The sequence below is a fragment of the Collinsella sp. AF11-11 genome, from assembly GCF_003465485.1.
Classification (GTDB): domain Bacteria; phylum Actinomycetota; class Coriobacteriia; order Coriobacteriales; family Coriobacteriaceae; genus Collinsella.
This window is the reverse complement of the sequence record NZ_QSAS01000010.1, coordinates 62,820-82,852: the sequence shown is the minus strand read 5'-3', so window position 1 is coordinate 82,852 and position 20,033 is coordinate 62,820. Positions and strand designations below refer to the sequence as shown.

The 20,033-nt window shown below is 60.2% G+C and carries 17 protein-coding genes and 1 tRNA gene; 12 read left to right on the top strand and 6 right to left on the bottom strand.

The genetic code is table 11. The features are described from left to right. Positions 1-63: 63 nt before the first annotated feature. From DWV58_RS07300 to DWV58_RS07290, 3 genes are all read right to left on the bottom strand, one after another. Positions 64-393, bottom strand: a complete 330-nt coding sequence (locus tag DWV58_RS07300; RefSeq protein WP_117634371.1) for a type II toxin-antitoxin system HicB family antitoxin — start codon at positions 391-393, stop codon at positions 64-66. Continuing rightward, entirely contained in the window at positions 386-649 is a 264-nt protein-coding gene (locus DWV58_RS10165) for a type II toxin-antitoxin system HicA family toxin (RefSeq protein WP_117776679.1), read from the bottom strand. Before DWV58_RS10165 ends, DWV58_RS07300 begins: the two co-directional genes overlap by 8 nt. A 394-nt stretch (positions 650-1,043) precedes the next feature. Continuing rightward, entirely contained in the window at positions 1,044-4,079 is a 3,036-nt protein-coding gene (locus DWV58_RS07290; RefSeq protein WP_117776678.1) for an insulinase family protein, read from the bottom strand. Positions 4,080-4,771: 692 nt separating this feature from the next. On the opposite strand from DWV58_RS07290, the gene DWV58_RS07285 reads away from it, so the two are divergent. Further along, positions 4,772-5,437, top strand: a complete 666-nt coding sequence (locus DWV58_RS07285; RefSeq protein WP_158564544.1) for a PilZ domain-containing protein — start codon at positions 4,772-4,774, stop codon at positions 5,435-5,437. Between the two features lie 5 nt (positions 5,438-5,442). Next, entirely contained in the window at positions 5,443-6,564 is a 1,122-nt protein-coding gene (locus DWV58_RS07280; protein WP_117776676.1) for a hypothetical protein, read from the top strand. A gap of 48 nt (positions 6,565-6,612) precedes the next feature. Here DWV58_RS07280 and DWV58_RS07275 read toward each other — a convergent pair whose 3' ends face one another. Further along, positions 6,613-7,125, bottom strand: coding sequence for a hypothetical protein (locus DWV58_RS07275; protein WP_117776675.1), 513 nt, complete (start codon positions 7,123-7,125; stop codon positions 6,613-6,615). Between the two features lie 396 nt (positions 7,126-7,521). On the opposite strand from DWV58_RS07275, the gene DWV58_RS07270 reads away from it, so the two are divergent. The 3 genes from DWV58_RS07270 (at position 7,522) to DWV58_RS07265 (ending at position 10,609) form a co-directional block, all read left to right on the top strand. Continuing rightward, a complete protein-coding gene (locus DWV58_RS07270) occupies positions 7,522-8,364 on the top strand; it encodes a hypothetical protein (protein ID WP_117776674.1) in 843 nt (280 codons plus the stop codon). 78 nt (positions 8,365-8,442) lie between these two features. Beyond that, positions 8,443-9,402: a hypothetical protein gene (locus tag DWV58_RS09875; RefSeq protein WP_158564543.1), complete on the top strand. Its 960-nt coding sequence runs from the start codon at positions 8,443-8,445 to the stop codon at positions 9,400-9,402. Positions 9,403-9,526: 124 nt separating this feature from the next. After that, on the top strand, positions 9,527-10,609 hold the full coding sequence (locus tag DWV58_RS07265) for an HNH endonuclease (RefSeq protein WP_158564542.1): 1,083 nt from the start codon (positions 9,527-9,529) through the stop codon (positions 10,607-10,609). A 567-nt stretch (positions 10,610-11,176) separates the two neighbouring features. On the opposite strand, the gene DWV58_RS07260 is transcribed toward DWV58_RS07265, so the two are convergent. Next, positions 11,177-11,875: a DUF5710 domain-containing protein gene (locus DWV58_RS07260; protein ID WP_117776672.1), complete on the bottom strand. Its 699-nt coding sequence runs from the start codon at positions 11,873-11,875 to the stop codon at positions 11,177-11,179. Between the two features lie 407 nt (positions 11,876-12,282). Between DWV58_RS07260 and DWV58_RS07255 the strand changes: the two genes are divergently transcribed. Continuing rightward, on the top strand, positions 12,283-13,296 hold the full coding sequence (locus DWV58_RS07255; RefSeq protein WP_117855716.1) for a hypothetical protein: 1,014 nt from the start codon (positions 12,283-12,285) through the stop codon (positions 13,294-13,296). 362 nt (positions 13,297-13,658) lie between these two features. On the opposite strand, the gene DWV58_RS07250 is transcribed toward DWV58_RS07255, so the two are convergent. Beyond that, a tRNA-Val gene (locus tag DWV58_RS07250) sits at positions 13,659-13,733 on the bottom strand. 230 nt (positions 13,734-13,963) lie between these two features. Here DWV58_RS07250 and DWV58_RS07245 point away from each other — a divergent pair. The 6 genes from DWV58_RS07245 to DWV58_RS07220 are packed head-to-tail and all read left to right on the top strand — an operon-like array spanning position 13,964 to position 20,002. Then, entirely contained in the window at positions 13,964-14,848 is an 885-nt protein-coding gene (locus DWV58_RS07245) for a hypothetical protein (RefSeq protein ID WP_117776670.1), read from the top strand. Positions 14,849-14,859: 11 nt separating this feature from the next. Continuing rightward, positions 14,860-15,696, top strand: a complete 837-nt coding sequence (locus DWV58_RS07240) for a hypothetical protein (protein ID WP_117776669.1) — start codon at positions 14,860-14,862, stop codon at positions 15,694-15,696. Positions 15,697-15,709: 13 nt separating this feature from the next. Beyond that, positions 15,710-16,696, top strand: a complete 987-nt coding sequence (locus DWV58_RS07235; protein ID WP_117776668.1) for a hypothetical protein — start codon at positions 15,710-15,712, stop codon at positions 16,694-16,696. A 2-nt stretch (positions 16,697-16,698) separates the two neighbouring features. After that, positions 16,699-17,496 (top strand): hypothetical protein, encoded by a 798-nt coding sequence (locus tag DWV58_RS07230; RefSeq protein WP_117776667.1) that lies wholly within the window; start codon positions 16,699-16,701, stop codon positions 17,494-17,496. 60 nt (positions 17,497-17,556) lie between these two features. After that, complete coding sequence (locus DWV58_RS07225) at positions 17,557-18,303, top strand: signal peptidase I (protein WP_117776666.1); 747 nt, start codon at positions 17,557-17,559, stop codon at positions 18,301-18,303. Continuing rightward, entirely contained in the window at positions 18,296-20,002 is a 1,707-nt protein-coding gene (locus DWV58_RS07220; RefSeq protein ID WP_117776665.1) for a hypothetical protein, read from the top strand. The genes DWV58_RS07225 and DWV58_RS07220 overlap by 8 nt, the downstream gene beginning before the upstream one ends. Positions 20,003-20,033 lie beyond the last annotated feature (31 nt).

Genomic DNA, 20,033 nt, shown 5'->3' with positions numbered 1-20,033 from the left:
AGTCCAAGTTTCGGGGCGCAGTTCACTGTCCCCTTTGTGGTGGTTTTGGCCCATGCGTTAACGCTATAGCGCCGCAGCGATCGCTTCAGTCACAAACTTATTGAGTGACTCGCCCTTCTTTGCCGCTGCCAGCGCCGCCTGTTTGTGGAGCTCAGAGCCCGTTCTTACGTTGAACGAGCCCTTAAAAGCCCGCTCGGGCTCTTTGCCCTTCTCGGCGCAAAACTCAAGGTAATCGTCGACGGCGTCGTGGAAGCATTGTTCCACTTCTTCAGCCGTGGAGCCTTCAAATACGATTGCGTCTCTAATGCCGGCGACCATACCTGTTAGTACACGCTGCTCGGCATCGAACTCGACTGGGGCGAAATAGCCCTTGTATGCCAAAACGTTACTCATGACTGCCTCCGACATCCTGCAGAAATCGAACGATGTTTCGAATGGTCCCCGCTGTCAATTCGTCAGATGGATGAGGCGCGTGCATCACGAACATCCTGCCATCTGAGGGCCTGTAGAAGCGAACGCGCGATCCGGAAGTCTTGCCTTTGCTGTCCATTTCAAAGCCATATGAGACCATGACTTTTAAAAAATCGGCATACCGATACGTCGAAGGGCAGCTAAACAGTTGGGCGATGAGTTTATCGGCTCGAGTCATCCCGCCTCACATTCTGCAACTATATTCTAGTTGCAATTTAAGTCCGATGCAAACACTCATAATATAGAACATGTGTACGTATAGAACAAGTGTTCGAATCACCACTGAGAAAGGGGACAGGCACCTTTGTGGTGGTCTGTGCTGTGGAGTGGGCGTCTGCGGCAGTTCGTCTCGATCTGTAACAGTAACTCGGCAAAAATGGGCCTAGCTGTTACAGATCGAGACAAAGAGCCGGCGACATTCGGAAACGTCTCGATCTGTAACATCTGGAGCCGATATTGCCGTCTAGATGTTACAGATTGAGACAAACCGCCGCGGTGGGCTGCGCCGCCCCGCCCAAGCCGCAGAAAAAAGGTAGATTTTCGGGCATGTCCCAAAAATCTACCTTTGGTGGTTAGGCGAGCAGGTCGATGACGTTGAAACCGGCGTTGCTCTTGGCGATGACATCTCGGCCGCCAAAGACGCAGGTCGGCGACTCGGCTGCGATGCGTGTCACGTCGGCGCCGAGCGAGCGCAGTTCACCGGGCGTGGCGGCGAGCATCTGGGCGCGGCGCTTTTCGCGCGCGTTGGGATCGAGTCCGGCCAGGTAGGTCGTGTTGCGGCGCTTGGTGAGCGCGTACGGCTTCACCGGCGCGTCCATGCCGCTCACGCAGCTTACGATAAAGCCCTCAAAGGCGGCCTCGTCGGGCTCAAAGCTGCCAAGCCATGCACCCGCGCGCTCCACGCGCTCAATCGAAGGATCGATCGCCGGGTCGCGGTAGGTGTAGAACGCCGTCTGGCGCTCGCCGGCTGCGCGGAATCCGCAGCCGTACGCACCGCCCTTCACGCGAATCTCGTTCCACAGGTAGTCGTAGGAGAGCGCGTTGGCGGCAACCGCCCAAGCGCCTGTCACGTCAATGCCCAAGCGACGCGGATCGCACGCACGCGCGGCAAAGCAGATGTCGCTGGGGATGACAAATGCCTCGTGGCGGTCGCGCGGCGTCGGCACTACGAGCGCGTCGCGGCCGACAGCGCCCGCGCCCAGCCTCAGGTCGCCCGCGGCGGCCCAGTACGCGTTAAAGTCATCATCGCTGCCGGTAAAGCTCGCCAGGCAGCCATCGGCCACAAAGATGCGGCCCGCCAGCTCGGCGAGCTTGGCACGTAAGCCGTCCAAGCGCTCGTCAAAGTGCTCGAGCAGATCGCGCAGGAACAGATAGAAATCCACGCCCGAAAGCTGCTCACGCACCACGGCCGAAGGCGAGCTGTAGCTCATCGCGCGACAGAGCGCCGCCGAGTGACCGTTGTTGATAAAGCCCTGCTCAAGCCCAATGCGAATCTGCGTGAGCACGTCGCGCACGCGGTCGGCATCGGCATCGAGCAAAAGCGTGCTCGACCACACCTCGCGCGGCAGGCTCGCCAGCGCATCGATCTTCTCGGACAGGGCTCCGGCGCTCACCAGCAGATAGGGGCGCACGCCGTCCACGTCGGGCTGCGTCATGACCTCGGTCGTAAAGCTCAAAAAGCCCAGCTTGCCGGCGAGCAGGTTGTCGAGCTCCTCAGCCGAATGCTCGCGCGTGGGCAGCTGCTTGAGCAGGCGGCAGAGCAGCGTCACGTAGGGCAGGTCCTCAAATGCGACGCAGCTCAGGTCGAAGTACTGCATGACGTAGGCCAGGCGGTTGGTGGGAATGCCGTGGCGCAGACAGGGGATGGGCGCGGTCGTGTCCACAACGAGCGGCGGCTCGGGGCGCGCCTCGCCAATGTCGGACACGCGCAGGCGCGGCAGCGTGGCCTTGGCCTCGGGCGTGTCCTCGGCCTCCTGCGCGGCACGCAGCGTGGCTGTGCGCTCGACCACATCGGCAAGCTCGGCATCGGTCATGGCGTCACGCTTGGCTGCCAGCTCGGCGGCCTCGGCACCCTCTGCGCCCTCGGCGGCGTCCACCGGCACCAGCTCGACCAGTGCCATGTGGTCGTTCTCCAGCACGAGCTCGCGCAGCAGGTCCTCAAAATAGCTGCCGTCCAGCTCGCCGCGTAGCTCCTCGTACACCGGGCCATACTTGAGCGCCAGCGTCGCAGCGTCGTCATCGTAGAGCCATGTGCTCAGCGCGTCGCACGCAATGGCCACGCCGTCGGCGATACCGTAGTCGCGCTGGCGCAGGTCGTACTCGTTGCTGCTGATGATGGCTTCCAGGCGCTCGCGCGGAACGCCGTGCTCGCACAGGTCGCGGCAGGCGTCCTGGAACACGCGACGCAGCTCGCGCGCCACGCCGGGCTGCGCGTTTTGCAGCATGATGAGCTCGTAGGGCTGCAGGCTCTCGGCCGCGGTGTAGCTCACCACGTTGCCGCCCAGGCCGGCGGCTAGAATGGCCTTCTTAACCGGTGCTTCGTTGGAACCCAGCAGCGCCTCGAACAGGATATCCGCCGCGATCGTGCGCTTGCGGTCGAGTGCACTGCCCAGCACCAGGCCCAGGCCCACCAGGGCGTTCTCGGGCGTGGTGGCCATCTCGACTCGCTTATACTCGCAGGTCACAGGCGCCTGCACGTCCAGCGGATTGGGCGCCAGCGTGGACGGGTCCTCGCCGGCGGCAACGGCAGCGTCCATGCGGCGGCTCGCGGCACTCGGCTGCGACAGATAAAGCTCGTCCAAAAACGCCAGTGCGCGGTCCACATCTAGGTCGCCGTAGAGCGTAATGTAGGAGTTGGAGGGGTTGTAGTGGCGCGCGTGCGTGTCCAGGAACTGCTCGTAGGTGAGCGCGGGAATCGCGCGCGGGTCGCCGCCGCTCTCGCGCGCATAGGCGGTGTCGGGATAGAGCGCGGCGTTGACGGCGTCGTCCAGCACGCTCATGGGGTCGGACAGCGCGCCCTTCATCTCGTTGAACACCACGCCGTTATAGCGCAGCGTGCCCTCGCGCAGGCTGGCGGTGCCGCCGTCGCCCTCGCCCTCGACGCTCTCCGGCAGGTCCAGCTCGTAGTGCCAGCCCTCTTGCTCAAAAATGGTCGGCTTGGTATAGATGGCCGGGTTGAACACCGCGTCCAGGTACACGTCCATCAGGTTGTACAGGTCCTGCTCGTTGGTGGTGGCAACGGGGTAGATGGTCTTGTCGGGGTAGGTCATGGCGTTGAGGAACGTCTGCATGGAGCTCTTGATCAGGTCGACAAACGGCTCCTTGACGGGGAATTTGGCCGATCCGCACAGCACCGAGTGCTCAAGAATATGGAACACGCCGGTGGAATCGGCCGGCGGCGTCTTAAAGCCAATGGCAAAGGCCTTGTTCTCATCGTCGCATGCCAGGTACAGCAGGCGAGCGCCCGAGGCGGTGTGGCGCAGCACGTAGGCATCCGAGTCGAGCTCGGGCACGGTCTCGCAGCGCTCGACGGCAAAGCCGTGGCAGGTGGTACCGGGCACCAGCAGCGCGGCGGCCGCGGCGCGCGGGTCGGTTGAGGTGGTGGGCATATGCAGTCTCCTTTGACGCCCCAGCGGGGGCGAATCGAGTCGAATCCTCGAGAGTATACCCATATGGGGCCCTCGACCAATCTGCCGGATGAGCGTGGATTTTCTGACACACGAGCGTGGATTTTCGGACGCCAGCCGAATTACAGTGGATTTTCGGACGGAATCGGCCTCCAAAAGCCCAAAAACCGTCCAAATATCCACGCTCATTTTTCAACCGTCCAATAATCCACGCTCATGCATCGCTCGCGTATCTCTCATCTCTCACTCATTTCTAATACGAGAGATAGCAGAAAGATGAGAGATAATTACGAGAGATAGCAATGCTGCAAGGTGGCCGGGGGATCGAGTCAAAGTTCCTGTATACATGCGTTTACATGTGCGAACGTGATTTGATTGAACCAATAACGGCCAATTTGTCTCTCATCTCTCACTCATCTCTAAGCTGAGAGATAAATGAGAGACGAGAGATAATTACGAGAGATAGCTGAGAGGCAGGCAGACAGACGGTCTGTCGGGGACATGCATCGCTGCCAGATTGATGCCGCGCACAGAGCGGCTGCACGTTCACCCGCGCCGCCGCATCCGCACCATTTCGCGCACCCTGCGCTGCAACCCACAGCAAAGCAGTTACAATAGCCCAATGCGCATCGCGCACGACGATGATATCGGCGCCCGCGACTAGGGGAGAATACATGGCAGAGCAGCAGATAACGCCGGGGACCAAGCTTCAGGTGGCATTCGACGTGCCCATGGGCCAAAAAACCGACTTCAACATGCTCGCCACGTACAAAGAGGACCTGGACGAGGCGTACTTCCTTATGAGCGCGCCCATGCTCGCCGGCAAGCCGCTCATCATGGACGAAAACCAAAAGCTGCTGCTGCAGTACAAAGTGGGCGAGGAGACGTTCGTGCTCGCCGGCTATCCCGAGGCAGTCGAGAAAAAGGGCATCCGCACCTACTGGAAAATGCGCAAAGTCGCCGAGCAGCGCAGCTTTGTCAAGCGCCGCGACGAGCGTTTTAAGGTCGCCATGCGCCTGACCTACCAGCGCGACAACGCGCCGACCCCCGAGCCCGAGGACGCTATGACCATCGACGTCTCGGCCGGCGGTCTGGCCATCTACCTCAACGATTACCCCGACGTGGGCGAGGCCCTGGCCGTGCAAATGCCCGCGATCCGCCTGCAGGGCGAGCGCCACGAGCTGCCCGAGCAGCTGGGCATCGTGTGTTGGGTGCGCCGCGCGCCCAAGGGCAGCCTGTACCGCAACGTCTGCGGCCTGCAGTTCCGTTATGCCGACGACATGGAGCGCGAGCTCGTCAAAGAATACGTCGGCTGCATCCGCACTAAATATAAGATCTGATCGCCATGGCTCTGTTCAAGCGTAACGACAACAAAGATCAAGCTGCCGAGGATTTGGCCGAGAATCAGGCTGAGGGTGTAGCCGGGGATTTGACCGAGAGTCAGCCCGAGGACACCCCCAGCACAGACCCCGCCCCGCGCAAGCGCTTCGGCAAACCCAAACGCAAGCCCAAACCCAAGCGCGACCTGCGCGGCGTGGTGCGCATCGAGGAGCTGGAGCAGGCGCTGGCCGACCAGGACCTCGACGACATCGACCCCGACGCGGTCGTATCCATGTACATGCCCAAGCGCCGTATGGAGCGCATCGGCACGGCGCTGCTGCGCATGGACAAGTTGCAAAAGGCCCTCGTGGTGCTGGCGCTTGCCTTTGGCGTGCTGTTCGCCCTGTCGTTTATGCAGGAAAACATGGGCAACTTCACCATCAACCTCAACCGCCTGGAGCTGTTCCGCCGCGGCGTGGCCATTGCCGACAACGGCGACTTTAACAACGCCACCGCGCGCCTGGCGGCCGACGCCGTGGACAACGGCACCAATATCGCCGCCGACGACCTGCCCGACAACCTGGATAACGTCGACGGCAGCCACAACGGCAAAAACTACGTGGCGTACACCTTCTATATCCGTAACGCCGGCAAGACCGATCTGGGCTACAGCGCCAAACTCAAGGTGGTCAGCGCTAGCAAGGGCGTGGAGAAGGCGGCGCGCGTGCGGGTGTATCGCAACGGCGAGCCCACCACCTACGCGGCCGCCGCGGCCGACGGCAATCCCGAGCCCAACACCGAGCCGTTTGCGTCCAAAGACGTGGTGACGACCATTAGCCACACTAACTTCCGCGTGGGCGATGTGGACAAGTACACCGTGGTCATTTGGCTGGACGGCGACGACCCGGAGTGCGTGGACAAGATCATCGGCGGCGCGGTGGAGTTTGGCTTTGACTTTGATTCGTCCGAGACCGACGACTCGAGCCTGTTCATTAAGTTTGTGCAGGATATTGCCGACACCCTGACCGGCAACGACCCCATTAGCGCGAGCGGCAACGAGGCGCCCGATTACTACAAGGAACACAACGTGACCTGGAGTAACCGTCGCAACCAAAAGAACTCGCCCGTGAAAGATGGCGACAAGTAGAACGAACAAGCGCCGGGCCGGGATCGATTTCCCGGCCCGGCGCTTTTGCTATGCGCAAGTGTTGTCTTTGGAGGCGCTGCCGTTGCCCGTGGCGGCATCCAGCAGGAACAGTCGCAGCGCGAGCTTGATCGCGTAGCCCGGTTTGACCTGCACCGCGTCTCCCATGCGCTCACCCAGGTCGCTGCAGTAGGCGTAAACGTCGCGGATGAGGTCCGCGCCCGAGAGGGTGAACATGTAGCCCGCGTCCGAAAGCGCGTTGGGTGCTGCGGGCAGTCCTGCGGCCGCACAAAAGCTCGCAAGGTCGGGGCTCATGACGGCCTCGTAGTCAATCGCGTGTCCGTCCTCCTGGGCGGTCTGCTCCTGCTCGCGGGTGTACGACAACGCCGCCGCCAGCACAAAGCTGGGCGTGGGGGCGTTGACGTCGTCGGTGGTGGCGACGAGCTTGCCGGCCGCCTGCGTGACCAACCAGGCGACTTCGCGCTGGCAGCGGACGGCTTTGCGCGTCACCGGCTTGATCGATCCGACGGAAACGCTTCCCTTGGGTTGAGTGGCGGCAGGCATGAGCCCTCCCAACAAATAGCCCGTTTAGCAGGCAAAAATGACACGTGCCACACCAGTATAGCGAGTGGGGAAGGGCTAGGGCGAAGCTTGGCGGAAAGTGGATGTATGCGATGACGTGGCGCTGCGGTCGCAAGGCTTAAGAGGGACTTACGGCTTTGCGGGATAGAGATCAAATAAGGTAAACGATGTTCACATGGCACCACATATAACCCGAGGTAGACCTATGAATCTGCCGGAATGTGGGCTGCCGAAAACTCATAAGGAAATCGTAAGAATTATGGTATTCTCAATTCCTGTCTAAAGGATGGGCAAGCAACATCCAACACGAAAGCGCGGGCTCCCCTTCCGGGCTTCTCAAGGGTCATCTGGGATGAATGGGGAAAGAAAGGGGTCCGCATGGATACCAAGGCATTAAAAAAGCAGATGGGCGCCGCCATCGCCATGGTCCTCGTGGCAGCCGTAGCCCTCGGCTCCGCCACCTTCGCATGGTTTGTGAGCAACAACACGGTTAAGGCCGAGACCGCAACGATCTCTGCCCAGTCGAACGCTCCGTTCCTGAAGATTGCTAAGACCGACGAAGAGCTCAACAACACGAGCATTTCCTTCGCGGTTGCCGGCGCAGCGGCTAAGGATCTGTACCCATCGCAGGTCGTGAATGGTAAGGAAGGCTCTCTCGTTACCGAAACTACCAAGCCGCTTTTCCAGTCTGCATATGCGCAGAAAAAGGGCGAAGCTACGATTCTTGAGCATTCTCGCTATGATGTTGGCGATCCTAAGGCCGCCGTTGACGGAGAGTTTGCCATCGCAGAAACCTTTAAGATTGGCACCAGTGATGCAAAGGCCGGCTCTTTCAAGAGTCTTAAAGTCTCCAAGGTTGAAGTTACGGGCTCTGGCGCGACCGACGAAAATGGTCTCAAAGACGCCGTCTCCGTTTTGCTGGTGTGCGGTGATAAGTGGGGCGTGTACAAGGTCTCGGAGAATGGCGCGCTGGTAAGCGCTTATTTCGACAACACTGCGGTTACTGGTAACAACACCGACGGCGTTCTTGCCGACGCGATTGACGCTGGTGGCTCTGTTAACGTTACGGCCTATGTCTTCTATGACGGCTCTGCCGAAAAAGTTTACACCGATAACTTCACTTCTCTTAAGAATGTTGGTGTGAATATCTCGTTTACCGCCACCCCGGTCAACACCCAGGGCAAAGACGTGGCGGGCGCAAACAACGCTGTCACTAGGTAAACTAAGCTATCCCATGCGTTTTAACGGGCGCCCGGCTTATGCGCCGGGCGCCCGTTTTGTTTTTGAAAGGAGGATTACGTGCAATCGTCTAAGAGCCTAAAAACACAACTTGTTGCGGCCGCCGTTAGCGTGGTCCTCTCTGCGTTTGCCCTGTCGGCAGCGACCTATGCGTGGTACGTTGCGAATACAAAGGTCTCCGCAACCACGTCAACCATTAGCGCGACGACCAATGGTTTCATCCTCCAGATCGATGAACTCAAGAACGGCGCCCAACATGGTGGCGAGCAGAAGTCGCTTGAGGCCCAGACCATGGGTGCCACGCTCAGCCCGTCCTCGACTGACGACCTTAAGAATTGGTACGTTTGCAACGGCTGGGACAACCAAGGCCTGGTAACCGACTATTCAACGCCCAATTTCTCAACGACTGCCAAGGCTTTGCCGGGCGAGTATGAGGTTGCTGGCAAGAAGTACAACGCTTTCATTAAAAGCGACTACATCGTCTACACCATTACCGATACTGGTACGGCTGATGTTTATCTCGATGCATCTGATGGTGCGCCCGTAACGATTGAGCCCGTGGGCGGCGAAGCTTCGGAGACCATGGTTGGTTCTCTGCGCGTTGCGATTACCACGCAGGCGATTGGGGATAACGGTAAGTCGGGCACCGGTCCGGAGGACCTGCGCGTCGTGTATGCCATGAGCGATGAGAAGGGCAAGGGTAACGACGCAACCGCCATTGCTGGCTGGACGAGCATCCAGAACATTGATGGTAAGCCGACGCTCGCGCAGGCGACCTATAGGCACATCTATACTGGCGGCACGGACGGATGGGTTGCCACTAAGGGCACGAGCGGTGATTATTCGGTTGCTGCGGACACTAACCCCATTGCAACTGGTGTTGGCTACAAGGGCATTGCCGTTCACGTCTACATTTGGATGGAAGGAACCGACGCGGATTGCGTTAACGGCAAATCCATCGAGAACAGCCCGACGACCTATAACGTCAGCGTCAAGCTCGCCGGTGTCGCAACGCCATAATGCCAACGTTTGCTTAAATACGGCTAGCCCAAGGGCCCACTTCGGGGGAAGTGGGCCCTTTTTCGTGCGGTGCCATTGCTGCGTAGGCGATAATGTGGAGAACTGTTCTTCCTGGAGGTTCCTTATGGACGGCATCGCTTCTAGTGTTCCGCTGATTGCTCGGCCGAGTTACGACCGCGCTTGTAGCCTTGTGCCGACTGAGTATGTTTTGGCTTGGGAGTGGTTCTTGCGCGAGGAGCAGCGTGGCGAGATTTGGGAAAAACTTCCTCATAACATTAAAGCTGATAGCCCCCAGTATCCTTATCGCATGATGATTGGCTCTGAGACCTTTTGCGTTTCGCGTCAATCAGGTATTTATTGGCCGGGTCGTGGACACATCAAGCATCCTGTGGAAAAGACCTCTGCGCTTTCGGTGCATAGCTCTACAAGTGGGAGCTATTCCGATGTTCCCCCGCTCTATCTTGAGGACGGCACGTGGGTGTTCAAGTATTCATCGCAAAGTGCTTCGGTTGAAAGCTGGCGCGACCAACGCTATAACGAAAAAATGATCAACTGCATGGAGTGCGGCGTTCCCGTTGGCGTGTTCTTTGCAACGAGCGCTGGCTACAAGGTGCTCGGCCTAGCGTTCGTTGAGCGCTACGAGCCGGAGAACAGCTGGTTTGTACTGCATGGCCCCGTTCACAAGGGCGGACCCGATGCACGTTTCTACCCCGACATGAGCTACATGAAGGACGATCCAATCGCGGCGGAGTTTTCCGGCGCCTCGGCGAGCGACGAAGAAAAGGTCCGCTACGCGCTGCGCCGTGAGCGAATCGGCCAGCAGCGTTTCCGCACTCAGCTCTTTGAGGCCTATACCGGTAAGTGTGCTGTTTCGGGCTGCAATGTCAGCGAAGCGCTCGAAGCTGCGCATATTGAGAACTATTCGGGTCCCAAGTCGCAGGTTGTCAGCAACGGTATTCTGCTGCGCCGTGACCTACATTCGCTGTTCGACGCCCATCTGATTTCGTTTGAGTTGGTGCGTGGCGACTATCAACTTTGCGGGTCGTACCTTCTGGAGCATACGGATTATGCGACGTTTGCAGGCTCGGTGCTGCGCGAGCCGGACGAACATCGCTTGCGTCCTAACGCCCGATTCCTCGAAGCCCATCGAGCTGAGTTCGCTTTCTCGGAATCGCGGCGTCGGGCGGAGGCGGTTGCTCCGTATTAGTCGGGTGTTGCTCGCCACGACCCAATCATGTCGATTGATCGGATCGCGCTGCGCCGCATCGAGAGCTGCACGATCCTGCCATCCTCTCCTCAACGGTTAAAACGGGAAAGGGGAGCCCATGGGATGGCGAAGCGATATCGCGCGCGGCGCATATGGAAACTTACCGCGAGCGTTAATGGACCGGAGCCTGTTCCCGCCCGTTGAGGCCGGCTGTAGCCAAATCTGCCTGCCCTGCCCTCGCTGCGGCGCAGACCTCCCATGCCTAGACATCTGCTTTATCGACGCTCGCGACAAACATGCCGCCAACCCGCGGGCTCGGATGGGCTTGCGCCTTCCGGTCTATCCTCAGCAATGCCCTACCTGCGGATGCACTATTTCCTATGACGATGCTGATGCCTAATTGTCAGCTAGCGAGCGAGGATTTTTGGACGATTGAAAACTGAGGGTGGATTATCGGACGTTTTTGGGCTGAAAGGCTGTCAAAAATGGGAGATTATCCACGCTCGAGCGCTTCTATCTTTAGACGGTGACTCGCCGCCAGAAGTACTCGCCGGTGCCTAAGATGCCTTACAGATAAATCCCTTCGCAAAAGGGCTTGTGGAACTGGGTGTGGTGGTCGCGTGCCCAGGTGAAGAGCGCCTGGTCAAAGTTGCTCTGACTGGCGGGGATGCCGTAGACGCCGGCGACTTCCACGCGCACGAACTCCAGCGCGGGCAGCTTGTTGATGGCCGTGAGTGCAAACGGCGACGTGGGCTCCTCGAACAGGTAATGGCTGCCTTGCAGCGCGCCGCAGCCGGTGCAGGTGCTGGCGAGCGATGCGGTCTTGGTGGCGCGCGACGTAACGGGCTTGTAGCCGCAGCGCTCGCGCAGGTAGTCGCGGATCTCGGCCGGCACGCAGCCCAGTGCAGGGGCGATGGCCACGGCATTGGCGCGGGCGGTGTCGATCACGATGTGGCCCGCATCGTCCATGGCGGGCGCGGCGTTGGGCGCAGCCTTGCTGCCCGAGTCCTCGGCCACCCGATATGGAATGCCAAAGGCCGCGACCGTCGTCTGCTCGTGGCACTTCCAGCATTCGCGCTTGCCCAGCACCAGGTAGATGTAGGGCGCGCTGGGGTCGGAGCGATCCACGCCGGGCAGCCACGCGGCAAAGGGCTCGGGGTTGACGCCATCGGGCACGTACCAGATCTTCTTGGCCCGGTCCCACTTGGCGCCCAGGGCCTTGGCCTTGTCTTTGTGCGAAAAGGGAACATCGAGCTCGGTGCGCATGGCGGCTCCTTTGTGCGGCTTGCGGTGCATGTGCTCCAAGGATACCCCAGCGGCGAGTGTGTGGTCGCTAAACGAGCACTTCGACCGCCCGAGAAGCCGCGGAGCATTTTGGCGAGGGTGCACCGTCAAGTAAATGGGCAAGCAAATGGTCAGCTTTTGGTCAGTTGAGCGGCAACCTTGCCAAAAGCTTGACGGATTTGCATTTAGACGTCGACGAATGAACACTTTGGTTGCGCCGCGGCAAAAAACTGCTGGTCGTTTGCCGAAAACTCGCCAGGACCGCCAGCGGCCGCCGACGCGCGTGCTATCTTCGCGCCATGGGTTACTTTATCGTTTCACATAACGCTGCGTTGGCGCTTTTGGCGCACCTGCCGAACCCTCGTTTTGGGGATTCGGAACCAGAGGTCGTGTCGATTGCAGGTGCCTGTGCGCTGTTGGACCAAGAGGCGCAGGATTTTATCGATCGCTATGATCTGGGGATCCAAACGCTGGATTTGCTGGTGCCATCGCGTGCCGACCGTCGGCAGAGCAAGCATGTTAAGACGCACCTGTGCACCAACGAGCTCCCGGCGGGCTCGTTTATCTCGCTGGGCCACTGGATGGGCGGCCTGGATGCGTATGTGTGCTCCCCCGAGCTGGCGTTTGTGCAGGTTGCGCACGACAGCTCTGCGGCCGAGGCCATCTATGCCGGCTATGCCATGACATCGAACTACCGGTTGGATAACCTTGCTCCCGGTGGGGTGACAAGCAGGGATGGGGGCATGCGCGATGGCAGGCTCACGACGAAGGAGCTCATTGCGGCGTATATCGAGGCGTCCCCAAAGGTAAGGGGTCTCGCGAAGGCAAAGGCGCTGCTTGCGTATGTGATCGAGGGATCGCGCTCTCCGAGGGAGTCGGGGCTGTGCATGTTTATGTCGCTGCCTGCGCGCTACGGCGGGTATGCATTGGGCAAGGCCGAGCTCAACAAGAAGGCTTTCATTCGCGATGGACTCAACGATGGGCGCGAGCGCAAACTGCGCGTGTTGGAGCGCACGCCCGACATTACGCTTACGGCTAAAGTCGAGGTGGGCAGGGATAAAGTAAAGGCCGGGCTGCTGCCAGAGGTGCTGACCGCGATGGTCGACTACGACAGCGATGCCATTCATGACGGCCGCGAGAAGATCCACAAGGATGCCGAGCGCCGCAACGAGTTGGAACTGCTTGAGGGAGTAGCGTATTTTACTGTGACAACCGACCAAGCAAATGACTACGACAAGCTCGTTCGGCTGTGCGAACGCATCCGACGGAAGCTGCATCGGAATAAGCGCCCCATCTTTAACAAGGCGATGAGTGCAGAGCAGCGATATTTTGCCCATGCGCGTGCCGAAACGAAGCGATTTTGGCTCTGGCAAGCCGTTATCGATGCGCATCAGTATTGGTAGGGGCGGTAACAGGGGGTTAGAATTAGCGGCCATATATCCAGATCTAATACTTTTCCCGAGAAGTGAACGAGCCAGAATGGACCCCCGAAATATCGACACTTTTAGGGGCCCGTTTCCTGCGGTTTTGCTGCTGGAATCCTGCGGTTTTGACGTCAAAAAGTGTGGATGCTCCAGGGGTCCAAATAAGCTCGTTCACTTCTCGGGAAAAGTATTAGACCTCAATTTAAAGAGGGTTACTTATATGTGACTGCGAGACCCATTCGGGTTTGATCGTGGCGATTGCTGGGGCTGTTTGGGCGCTTTGGGCTCGGTCGCCGTAAAACAAAACAGCTCAGAGGCAAAGCCTCTGAGCTGCGAACATTTGGTGGGCGTTAGAAGATTTGAACTTCTGACCTCTTCCGTGTCAGGGAAGCGCTCTCCCCCTGAGCTAAACGCCCGATCAAGGGTGCGCGAGTGCGCAGGAAATAATATAACGGAGCTCCCGCCCAGTGGCAAGAACTATTTTTTAAAAAGCGGCGATTTGCGACCCTATCCGCCCCGATGCAGCGCGAAGGGCACGCGAAATATTCCGTTTGTACCCCCGATGAACTGCACGTTCGCGTAAAATAACTCCATTATGGGCAAATGATGTCCAGGCGGTTTACAACACGGCATCTGGGGGAGGGGCATGTCGGACGCGCGTTCGCTGCAAAAACAGTTCAATCGCATGCTCGCCACGTTGCTGGTGGCGCTTGCTGCTGCCGGAGCCGTAACGTATGCCTGGTACATCTATAACGCCAACCGCCACATAACCGACGTCAAGATGGCGGCGGGCACGGGCGTGACCTTCCTTATCTCCAACGAGTACGACGGCGAATACAAAACCAACGCCGGCCTGAGCTTTACGGGTCTGCTCGATCCCGTCTCGACCGACAACGTGCTCAACGGCTTTCAAAAGGTAACGGGCTTTACCGGTGGAACCACCCAGGACTCGCTCTTTGCCAACATGTTTGGTGCCGCCGAGCATTCCGACTACTACAAGACTTCCCTGTACCTGGCTACCAACTCGGCCGCGACCGACGTGTACCTGTCGGGTATCGACTTTACCGAGCAGGATCCGGCAAACCCCATCTCCACCGCCCTGCGCGTGGGACTGGTTACCTATGCGTCAGGGCAGGGCGATACCGTGACGGGCCAGTACGTCTTTGAGGTCTCGGGCGAGCACAATCCCCAGGCGCGCTACAACACGCTCGACGGCAAGGATGCCGGCGAGAGCGAGCAGAACCACCTGGTGCTCGACAGCACCCGCTCCGATGGAACAACGGTTCATTTTGACCAGCTGACTAGTGCAAACTTCTGTGACTACAACGAAGACATCGGCATCGTGAGCCTCAAGGAGGCCACGACCAAGATCTGCAGCCTGCCCGCCGCTGCCGAGGGCGCCAACCGCAGCACGCCCGTGCGCGTGGATGTGTACGTGTGGCTGGAAGGCTGCGACCCCGACTGCACCAACAACCTGGCCGCCACCAGCCTGCAATCGCTGGCGCTGCGCTTTGCCGGCAAGCGTTCGTAAGGGGGCTGGACATGAGTGCATCGAACATCAAAGACATCCTGGGTTCGCGCCGTCGCATGGTTGCCGCGGCCGCATGGATGTTGGTGCTGGTAACCGCCTTGAGCGCCGCCACCTACGCCTGGTTTAGCAACTCGCGCTTCACCAACGTGACGCCCGTGGTGCACACGGTAAGCGACGAGGGCTCCGACCTGCAGATTGGCCTTTCGGCCAACGGGCCCTGGGACACGACGGCAACGCTTGCCGCCGCCGACAAGACACTCTATCCCATCTCGACGGCAGACCTTTCCCGCTTTTGGCGCGGCACGTTCCAAAACGCCGCCGGCGTTACGACCGACTACGCCGACTGCACCGCGCAGCTGGACGACTACGCCCTTTCGGGCACGCTGTACCTTAAGGGCAGCGATAGCGCGCTCAACGTGTACTTGTATCAGGGGCAGATGAGCGTGACGAGCGATCCGCAACTGCTGGCCGCGCTGCGCCTGGGTCTGGTCATTACAACCCAGTCGGGTACACAAATGCATATCTTTACCTGCGACGACCTGGGCAACACCTCGGGTGCCACCAGCAGGCGTACCACCGCGCAAGACGGCGTGGTCGTAGCGGTCGGTGCCTCGGGCTGGACTTACACCGACGACCCCGCGCGCGCCATAAGCGCCTACAGCATGGACGGCACTGGCGACACGCCCACGGCGCGCGCAGGTGCCACGCCCATCTGCACGCTGGCCGCCAACGAGGTGGCAAGCGTTCGCTACGTTGTGTACATGGAAGGCTGCGACGCCAATTGCATCGACGAGGCCCAGGCCCGCGATGTGGTGCTGCAGCTTGCCTTTGCCGCGGCCAAGGCATAAGGGGGTGAGCGACGTGAAAGATCAGAAGCGCATGCCAGCAGATAGCTGCGAGGCCAAAACCCAGAGCGAGAGCCCCGCGGTCCCCTCCGGCGCGACCGCCGAGCGCTCGCAGCCCGAAGGTGCCTCCGCCCGCCGCCACGCTCGCCACGCGCGTGCCTACATCGCGCTCGTTATGGTGGCGCTCGCCGCCACCTTGGGCGCCGCGACCTACGCCTGGTTTACCAACAACATGAAGGTCAACACCAATTCGGTGAGCGTGCACAGCGACACGTCCAAGCTGGTGCTGGAGCTGGGCGACGCCGATCGCGGCGGCTGGTCGCAGCAGGGCGATGTTTCCCTGACTTCCAATGCGACTGGCGCCGTGACGCTCTATCCGGTCTCGACCTTCGATCTCAACGGCTTTGCTGCCTGCGCGCAAAACAACTCCGCCGGCGATGCCACGGTGTTTGAGCAGGCAAAAGACAACGGTTCCGCGTTCTACCACGGCTGGATCAATCTGCGCCCCACCATTACCGGAACGGGCGCCAGCAAAGTAAAGGGTAAGGTCAGCTTGTATCTGGCCGAATCGCTGGTCCCGCAGGGCGCCGATGCCGAGCTGCTGCGCGCGGCCCGCGTGGGCATAAAGATCTCGAGCGGCAACCAGGTTCTTGCCACCAACATCTTTGAACTCGACGGCTCCGATAGTGGTCACCGCGCCGAGCACCCGGCGACTGCCCCTGCAGGCCTGGCGGGCTACACCGAGGGCATGCTCCTGGGCTGGCAAAACGGTCAGCTCACCTGCGGCGCCAACGTGACGCAGGACCCGGCCGCCTTTACGCTGGACACGAGCGAGACGGCCGCGCGTCCGCAAAACACGCTTGCCACGCTGGGGCTTGACCAGACCTATCGTTTGGATATCTATTACTACATCGAGGGCACCGATCCCGATAGCGCCGACTATCTCTATCAAGATCCGGGCACCTTGCACCTGTCGCTCTTTGCGACCTTGGACGGTGAGTAGCAATGGCACACGTCGCGCCCGACAACCGCCGCCCGACCACCGGCGCTCCGGTTGCCGCGCCCACCGATATCGACCTGCGCCGCAAGCTCACCACCACCGTGGTGCTGGTGCTGTTTGCGCTGGTGGCGATAGCCATGGCAACGTTCGCCTGGTTCTCCATCGCCGATAGCGCCAAGACCCGCATGCTCATGATCGACGCCAATGCCGACGGCTCGCTGCGCTTTGACCTGGACGAGCGTGCCACGTTCGACGAATACGTGCACAGCCTGGGCTTCGATCAGATCTCGGAGCGCATCGCCAGCGAAAAGGGCGTGGACATCGATGCGTCCAAGCTCAAGCCCGTCACCACGAGCGACTATCAGACCTTTACCTTCGAAGACGGTTCCACTGCCGATCCCGCCACCGGTGCCTACCTGGAGTTCACGCTGCACTTTATGAGCAGTACGGACCTGCGCGTTCGCCTGACCGGGCAGGATGGCGACGGCGGCGTGTCCGACACGCGGTTCAGCTCCGACACGCAGGGCATGGCAAGCGCCATGCGCATGAGCTTTACCGCCGACGGTCATACTTGGGTCTACAACCCTAACGGGGGCGGCGGTTCATCTGGCTCGGCCACCGTCTTTGGGCTCGACTCGGGCGAGGCGACCGCGGCCAGCGACATGTTCGACCTGATAACAGAAACGGACAAGCCGGTAACCGTTCGCATATGGCTCGAGGGAACGGACCCAAATTGCACTAATATGCTAAAGGGAGCTAACTATTCGGTTTCGATGCGCTTCGAGGGCATCGAGGAACAGTAGATACGCACGGCGGCCATCGGGCCGCGCACGACCTAGACAGACACGGTAGTAAGGGACATCATGCAATCTGTTAAAAAAGTCGCATCCATCGCGCTGAGCGTTGTCATGTGGATCATCATCCTGGTGGCGGCCCTGTATGCGTTTACCACGCTCGCCACGCGCGAGGACGGCAGCGTCTCGGACATCGCCGGCTTCACCCCGCTCGCCGTGCAGTCCGACTCCATGGCTCCCACGTTTAACAAGGGCGACCTCATCTTCATCAAAAAGTGTGACACCTCCAAGCTCGAGGTGGGCGACATCGTGACGTTCCATACCATCATCGACAACGAGTACGCGCTCAACACGCACCGCATCGCCGCCATCGACGAGGTCAACGGCATGCGCAGCTTTACCACCAAGGGCGATAACAACGACGTGGCCGATACGCACATCATCAGCGACGGCGATATCGTGGGCAAGTACGTGTTCGCGCTGCCGCAGATGGGCAAGGTCATGGACTTCCTGTCCAGCTCCATGGGCTTCCTCATTGTGATCGTGCTGCCCATGCTGCTGTTCTTTATCTACCAGGTGTATCACCTCATCGTGGTGGGCATGAACCTTAAGCGCGCTATGGCCGAGGAGGACCGCCTGGCCGCCGCGGCTGCCATCGTGGACGCCGAGGGCAAGGGTGACACTACCGTCACGGCCGATAACGCCGCCGAGCAGCTTGCCCAGGCCGAGGCCAAGCTCGAGGAAGCCCGTCGTCTGAAGGCCGAGGCCGAGGCGGCGATGAGCGCGACCAAGCAGGAGGGTACCGACGGTGAGTGAGTTTCTGGGATTTGCCTGGGAGCTACTGGCAAAGGTCGTCTACAACGTCGTTGCCGTCGTGAGCTCCATCCTTAACCTGCTGGTGTTTGGCTGGGTTGAGTACTTCAACATCTTTATGACCTACTTCACCACGTTTGACCTGGTGGGCAAGATCGGCGCGGTCATTCTGTTTGCCATGCTCATCGCGGTCCCCGTGCTGATCGTGGCCGTTCTGATCCACCACTACCGCATCAACCGTCGCCTGCATCGCGACGACACGTCCAACAAGGCGCTCTATCGCGAGATCGGCCGCCTGAACAAGCAGGTGCTCGACCTCATGGACGAGAAGAACAAGCTGCTGGCGCTCAAGGTCAATGCCATGGGCGGCACCAAGCAGATTCCGTACGTGGGCGCCTCGGCCCTGGCCGACGACCATCTGCCCACGGTGGGTAACGTGGTGGGCGCCGCCGCAGGTGCCGCTACGGGTGCCGCTGCGGGCGAGGGCGCCGCGGCGACGGCCGTCATGTCGGGCAACGCGTCGCTCGCGCTCGACGGTGCGGGCGTCAAGGATGCCGCGGCCGCCATGGCCAAGGCGACCGTCGAGGCCAAGACCCTTGCCGAGGAAAAAGAGATCGCCCAAGCCAACCGCTTCCCCAAGCTGTCCCTGGTGGACCTTAAGTACCGCGACTGGGAATCGCCGGTCTACGACGATGCCATCTCGCTGGAGGACTTTGTCGACAGCTTCCGCGCGTTTGCGTGCAGCCAGATGAAGCTCTACTACACGCCCGAGATCATCCGCCGCTTTGTGGCCGGCATGGCCGCCTCCAAGCTGCTGATCCTGGAGGGCATCTCGGGTACCGGTAAGACGTCGCTGCCCTACAGCTTCAGCCGCTACTTGGACAACCCCGCGACCATCGTTTCGGTGCAGCCGAGCTTCCGCGACCGCACCGAGGTGCTGGGCTACTTCAACGAGTTTTCCAAGCGCTTTAACGAGACCGAGTTCCTCCGCGCCGTGTATGAGGCGGGCCTTCGCCAGGACCCGTCCATGATCGTGCTCGACGAGATGAACCTCGCCCGCGTGGAGTACTACTTTGCCGAGATCCTGTCGGTGCTCGAGATGCCCAGCCACGACGAATGGGTGCTCGACCTGGTGCCCACCCAGTGGGCCGCCGACCCCAAGGCCCTGCACGACGGCAAGCTCACCATTCCCGACAGCCTGTGGTTTATCGGCACGGCCAACAACGACGACTCCACCTTTACCATCACGGACAAGGTGTACGACCGCGCAATCCCCATCGAGCTCAACGAGCGCGCCGACGCGTTTGAGTGCGAGCCGCACGAGCGCGTGCACGTGACGGCCGATCACCTGCAGTATCTATTCCAAAAGGCCAAGGTCGAGTATGTGATCGACGAGGAGCTGCTCCAGAAGATGCACAAGCTGGACCAGTACCTGCAGACCCGCTTTAAGCTGGCCTTTGGTAACCGTATCATCAAGCAGATGTACGACTTTATCCCCGTGTACGTGGCGTGCGGCGGCACCGAGCTGGGCGGCATGGACTACATCATCGCCCGCAAGGTGCTCAAGAAGTTTGAGTCCATGAACGTGAGCTTTGTGCGCGACGAGATGAAGGGCCTGATCGAGTACATTGAGAAGACCTTTGGCGAGGGCGGTCTGCCCGATTCCGTCATGTACCTGCAGCGGATCCAGAATTTCTACTAATGTCGTAAGCGCGGGGCGACGTGATGTCGCC

Bases quoted from the DNA above. Each gene is read 5' to 3' on its own strand.
- DWV58_RS07300 (WP_117634371.1), bottom strand. From the start codon at position 393: ATGAGTAACGTTTTGGCATACAAGGGCTATTTCGCCCCAGTCGAGTTC.
- DWV58_RS10165 (WP_117776679.1), bottom strand. From the start codon at position 649: ATGACTCGAGCCGATAAACTCATCGCCCAACTGTTTAGCTGCCCTTCG.
- DWV58_RS07290 (WP_117776678.1), bottom strand. From the start codon at position 4,079: ATGCCCACCACCTCAACCGACCCGCGCGCCGCGGCCGCCGCGCTGCTG.
- DWV58_RS07285 (WP_158564544.1), top strand. From the start codon at position 4,772: ATGGCAGAGCAGCAGATAACGCCGGGGACCAAGCTTCAGGTGGCATTC.
- DWV58_RS07280 (WP_117776676.1), top strand. From the start codon at position 5,443: ATGGCTCTGTTCAAGCGTAACGACAACAAAGATCAAGCTGCCGAGGAT.
- DWV58_RS07275 (WP_117776675.1), bottom strand. From the start codon at position 7,125: ATGCCTGCCGCCACTCAACCCAAGGGAAGCGTTTCCGTCGGATCGATC.
- DWV58_RS07270 (WP_117776674.1), top strand. From the start codon at position 7,522: ATGGATACCAAGGCATTAAAAAAGCAGATGGGCGCCGCCATCGCCATG.
- DWV58_RS07265 (WP_158564542.1), top strand. From the start codon at position 9,527: ATGGACGGCATCGCTTCTAGTGTTCCGCTGATTGCTCGGCCGAGTTAC.
- DWV58_RS07260 (WP_117776672.1), bottom strand. From the start codon at position 11,875: ATGCGCACCGAGCTCGATGTTCCCTTTTCGCACAAAGACAAGGCCAAG.
- DWV58_RS07245 (WP_117776670.1), top strand. From the start codon at position 13,964: ATGTCGGACGCGCGTTCGCTGCAAAAACAGTTCAATCGCATGCTCGCC.
- DWV58_RS07240 (WP_117776669.1), top strand. From the start codon at position 14,860: ATGAGTGCATCGAACATCAAAGACATCCTGGGTTCGCGCCGTCGCATG.
- DWV58_RS07230 (WP_117776667.1), top strand. From the start codon at position 16,699: ATGGCACACGTCGCGCCCGACAACCGCCGCCCGACCACCGGCGCTCCG.
- DWV58_RS07225 (WP_117776666.1), top strand. From the start codon at position 17,557: ATGCAATCTGTTAAAAAAGTCGCATCCATCGCGCTGAGCGTTGTCATG.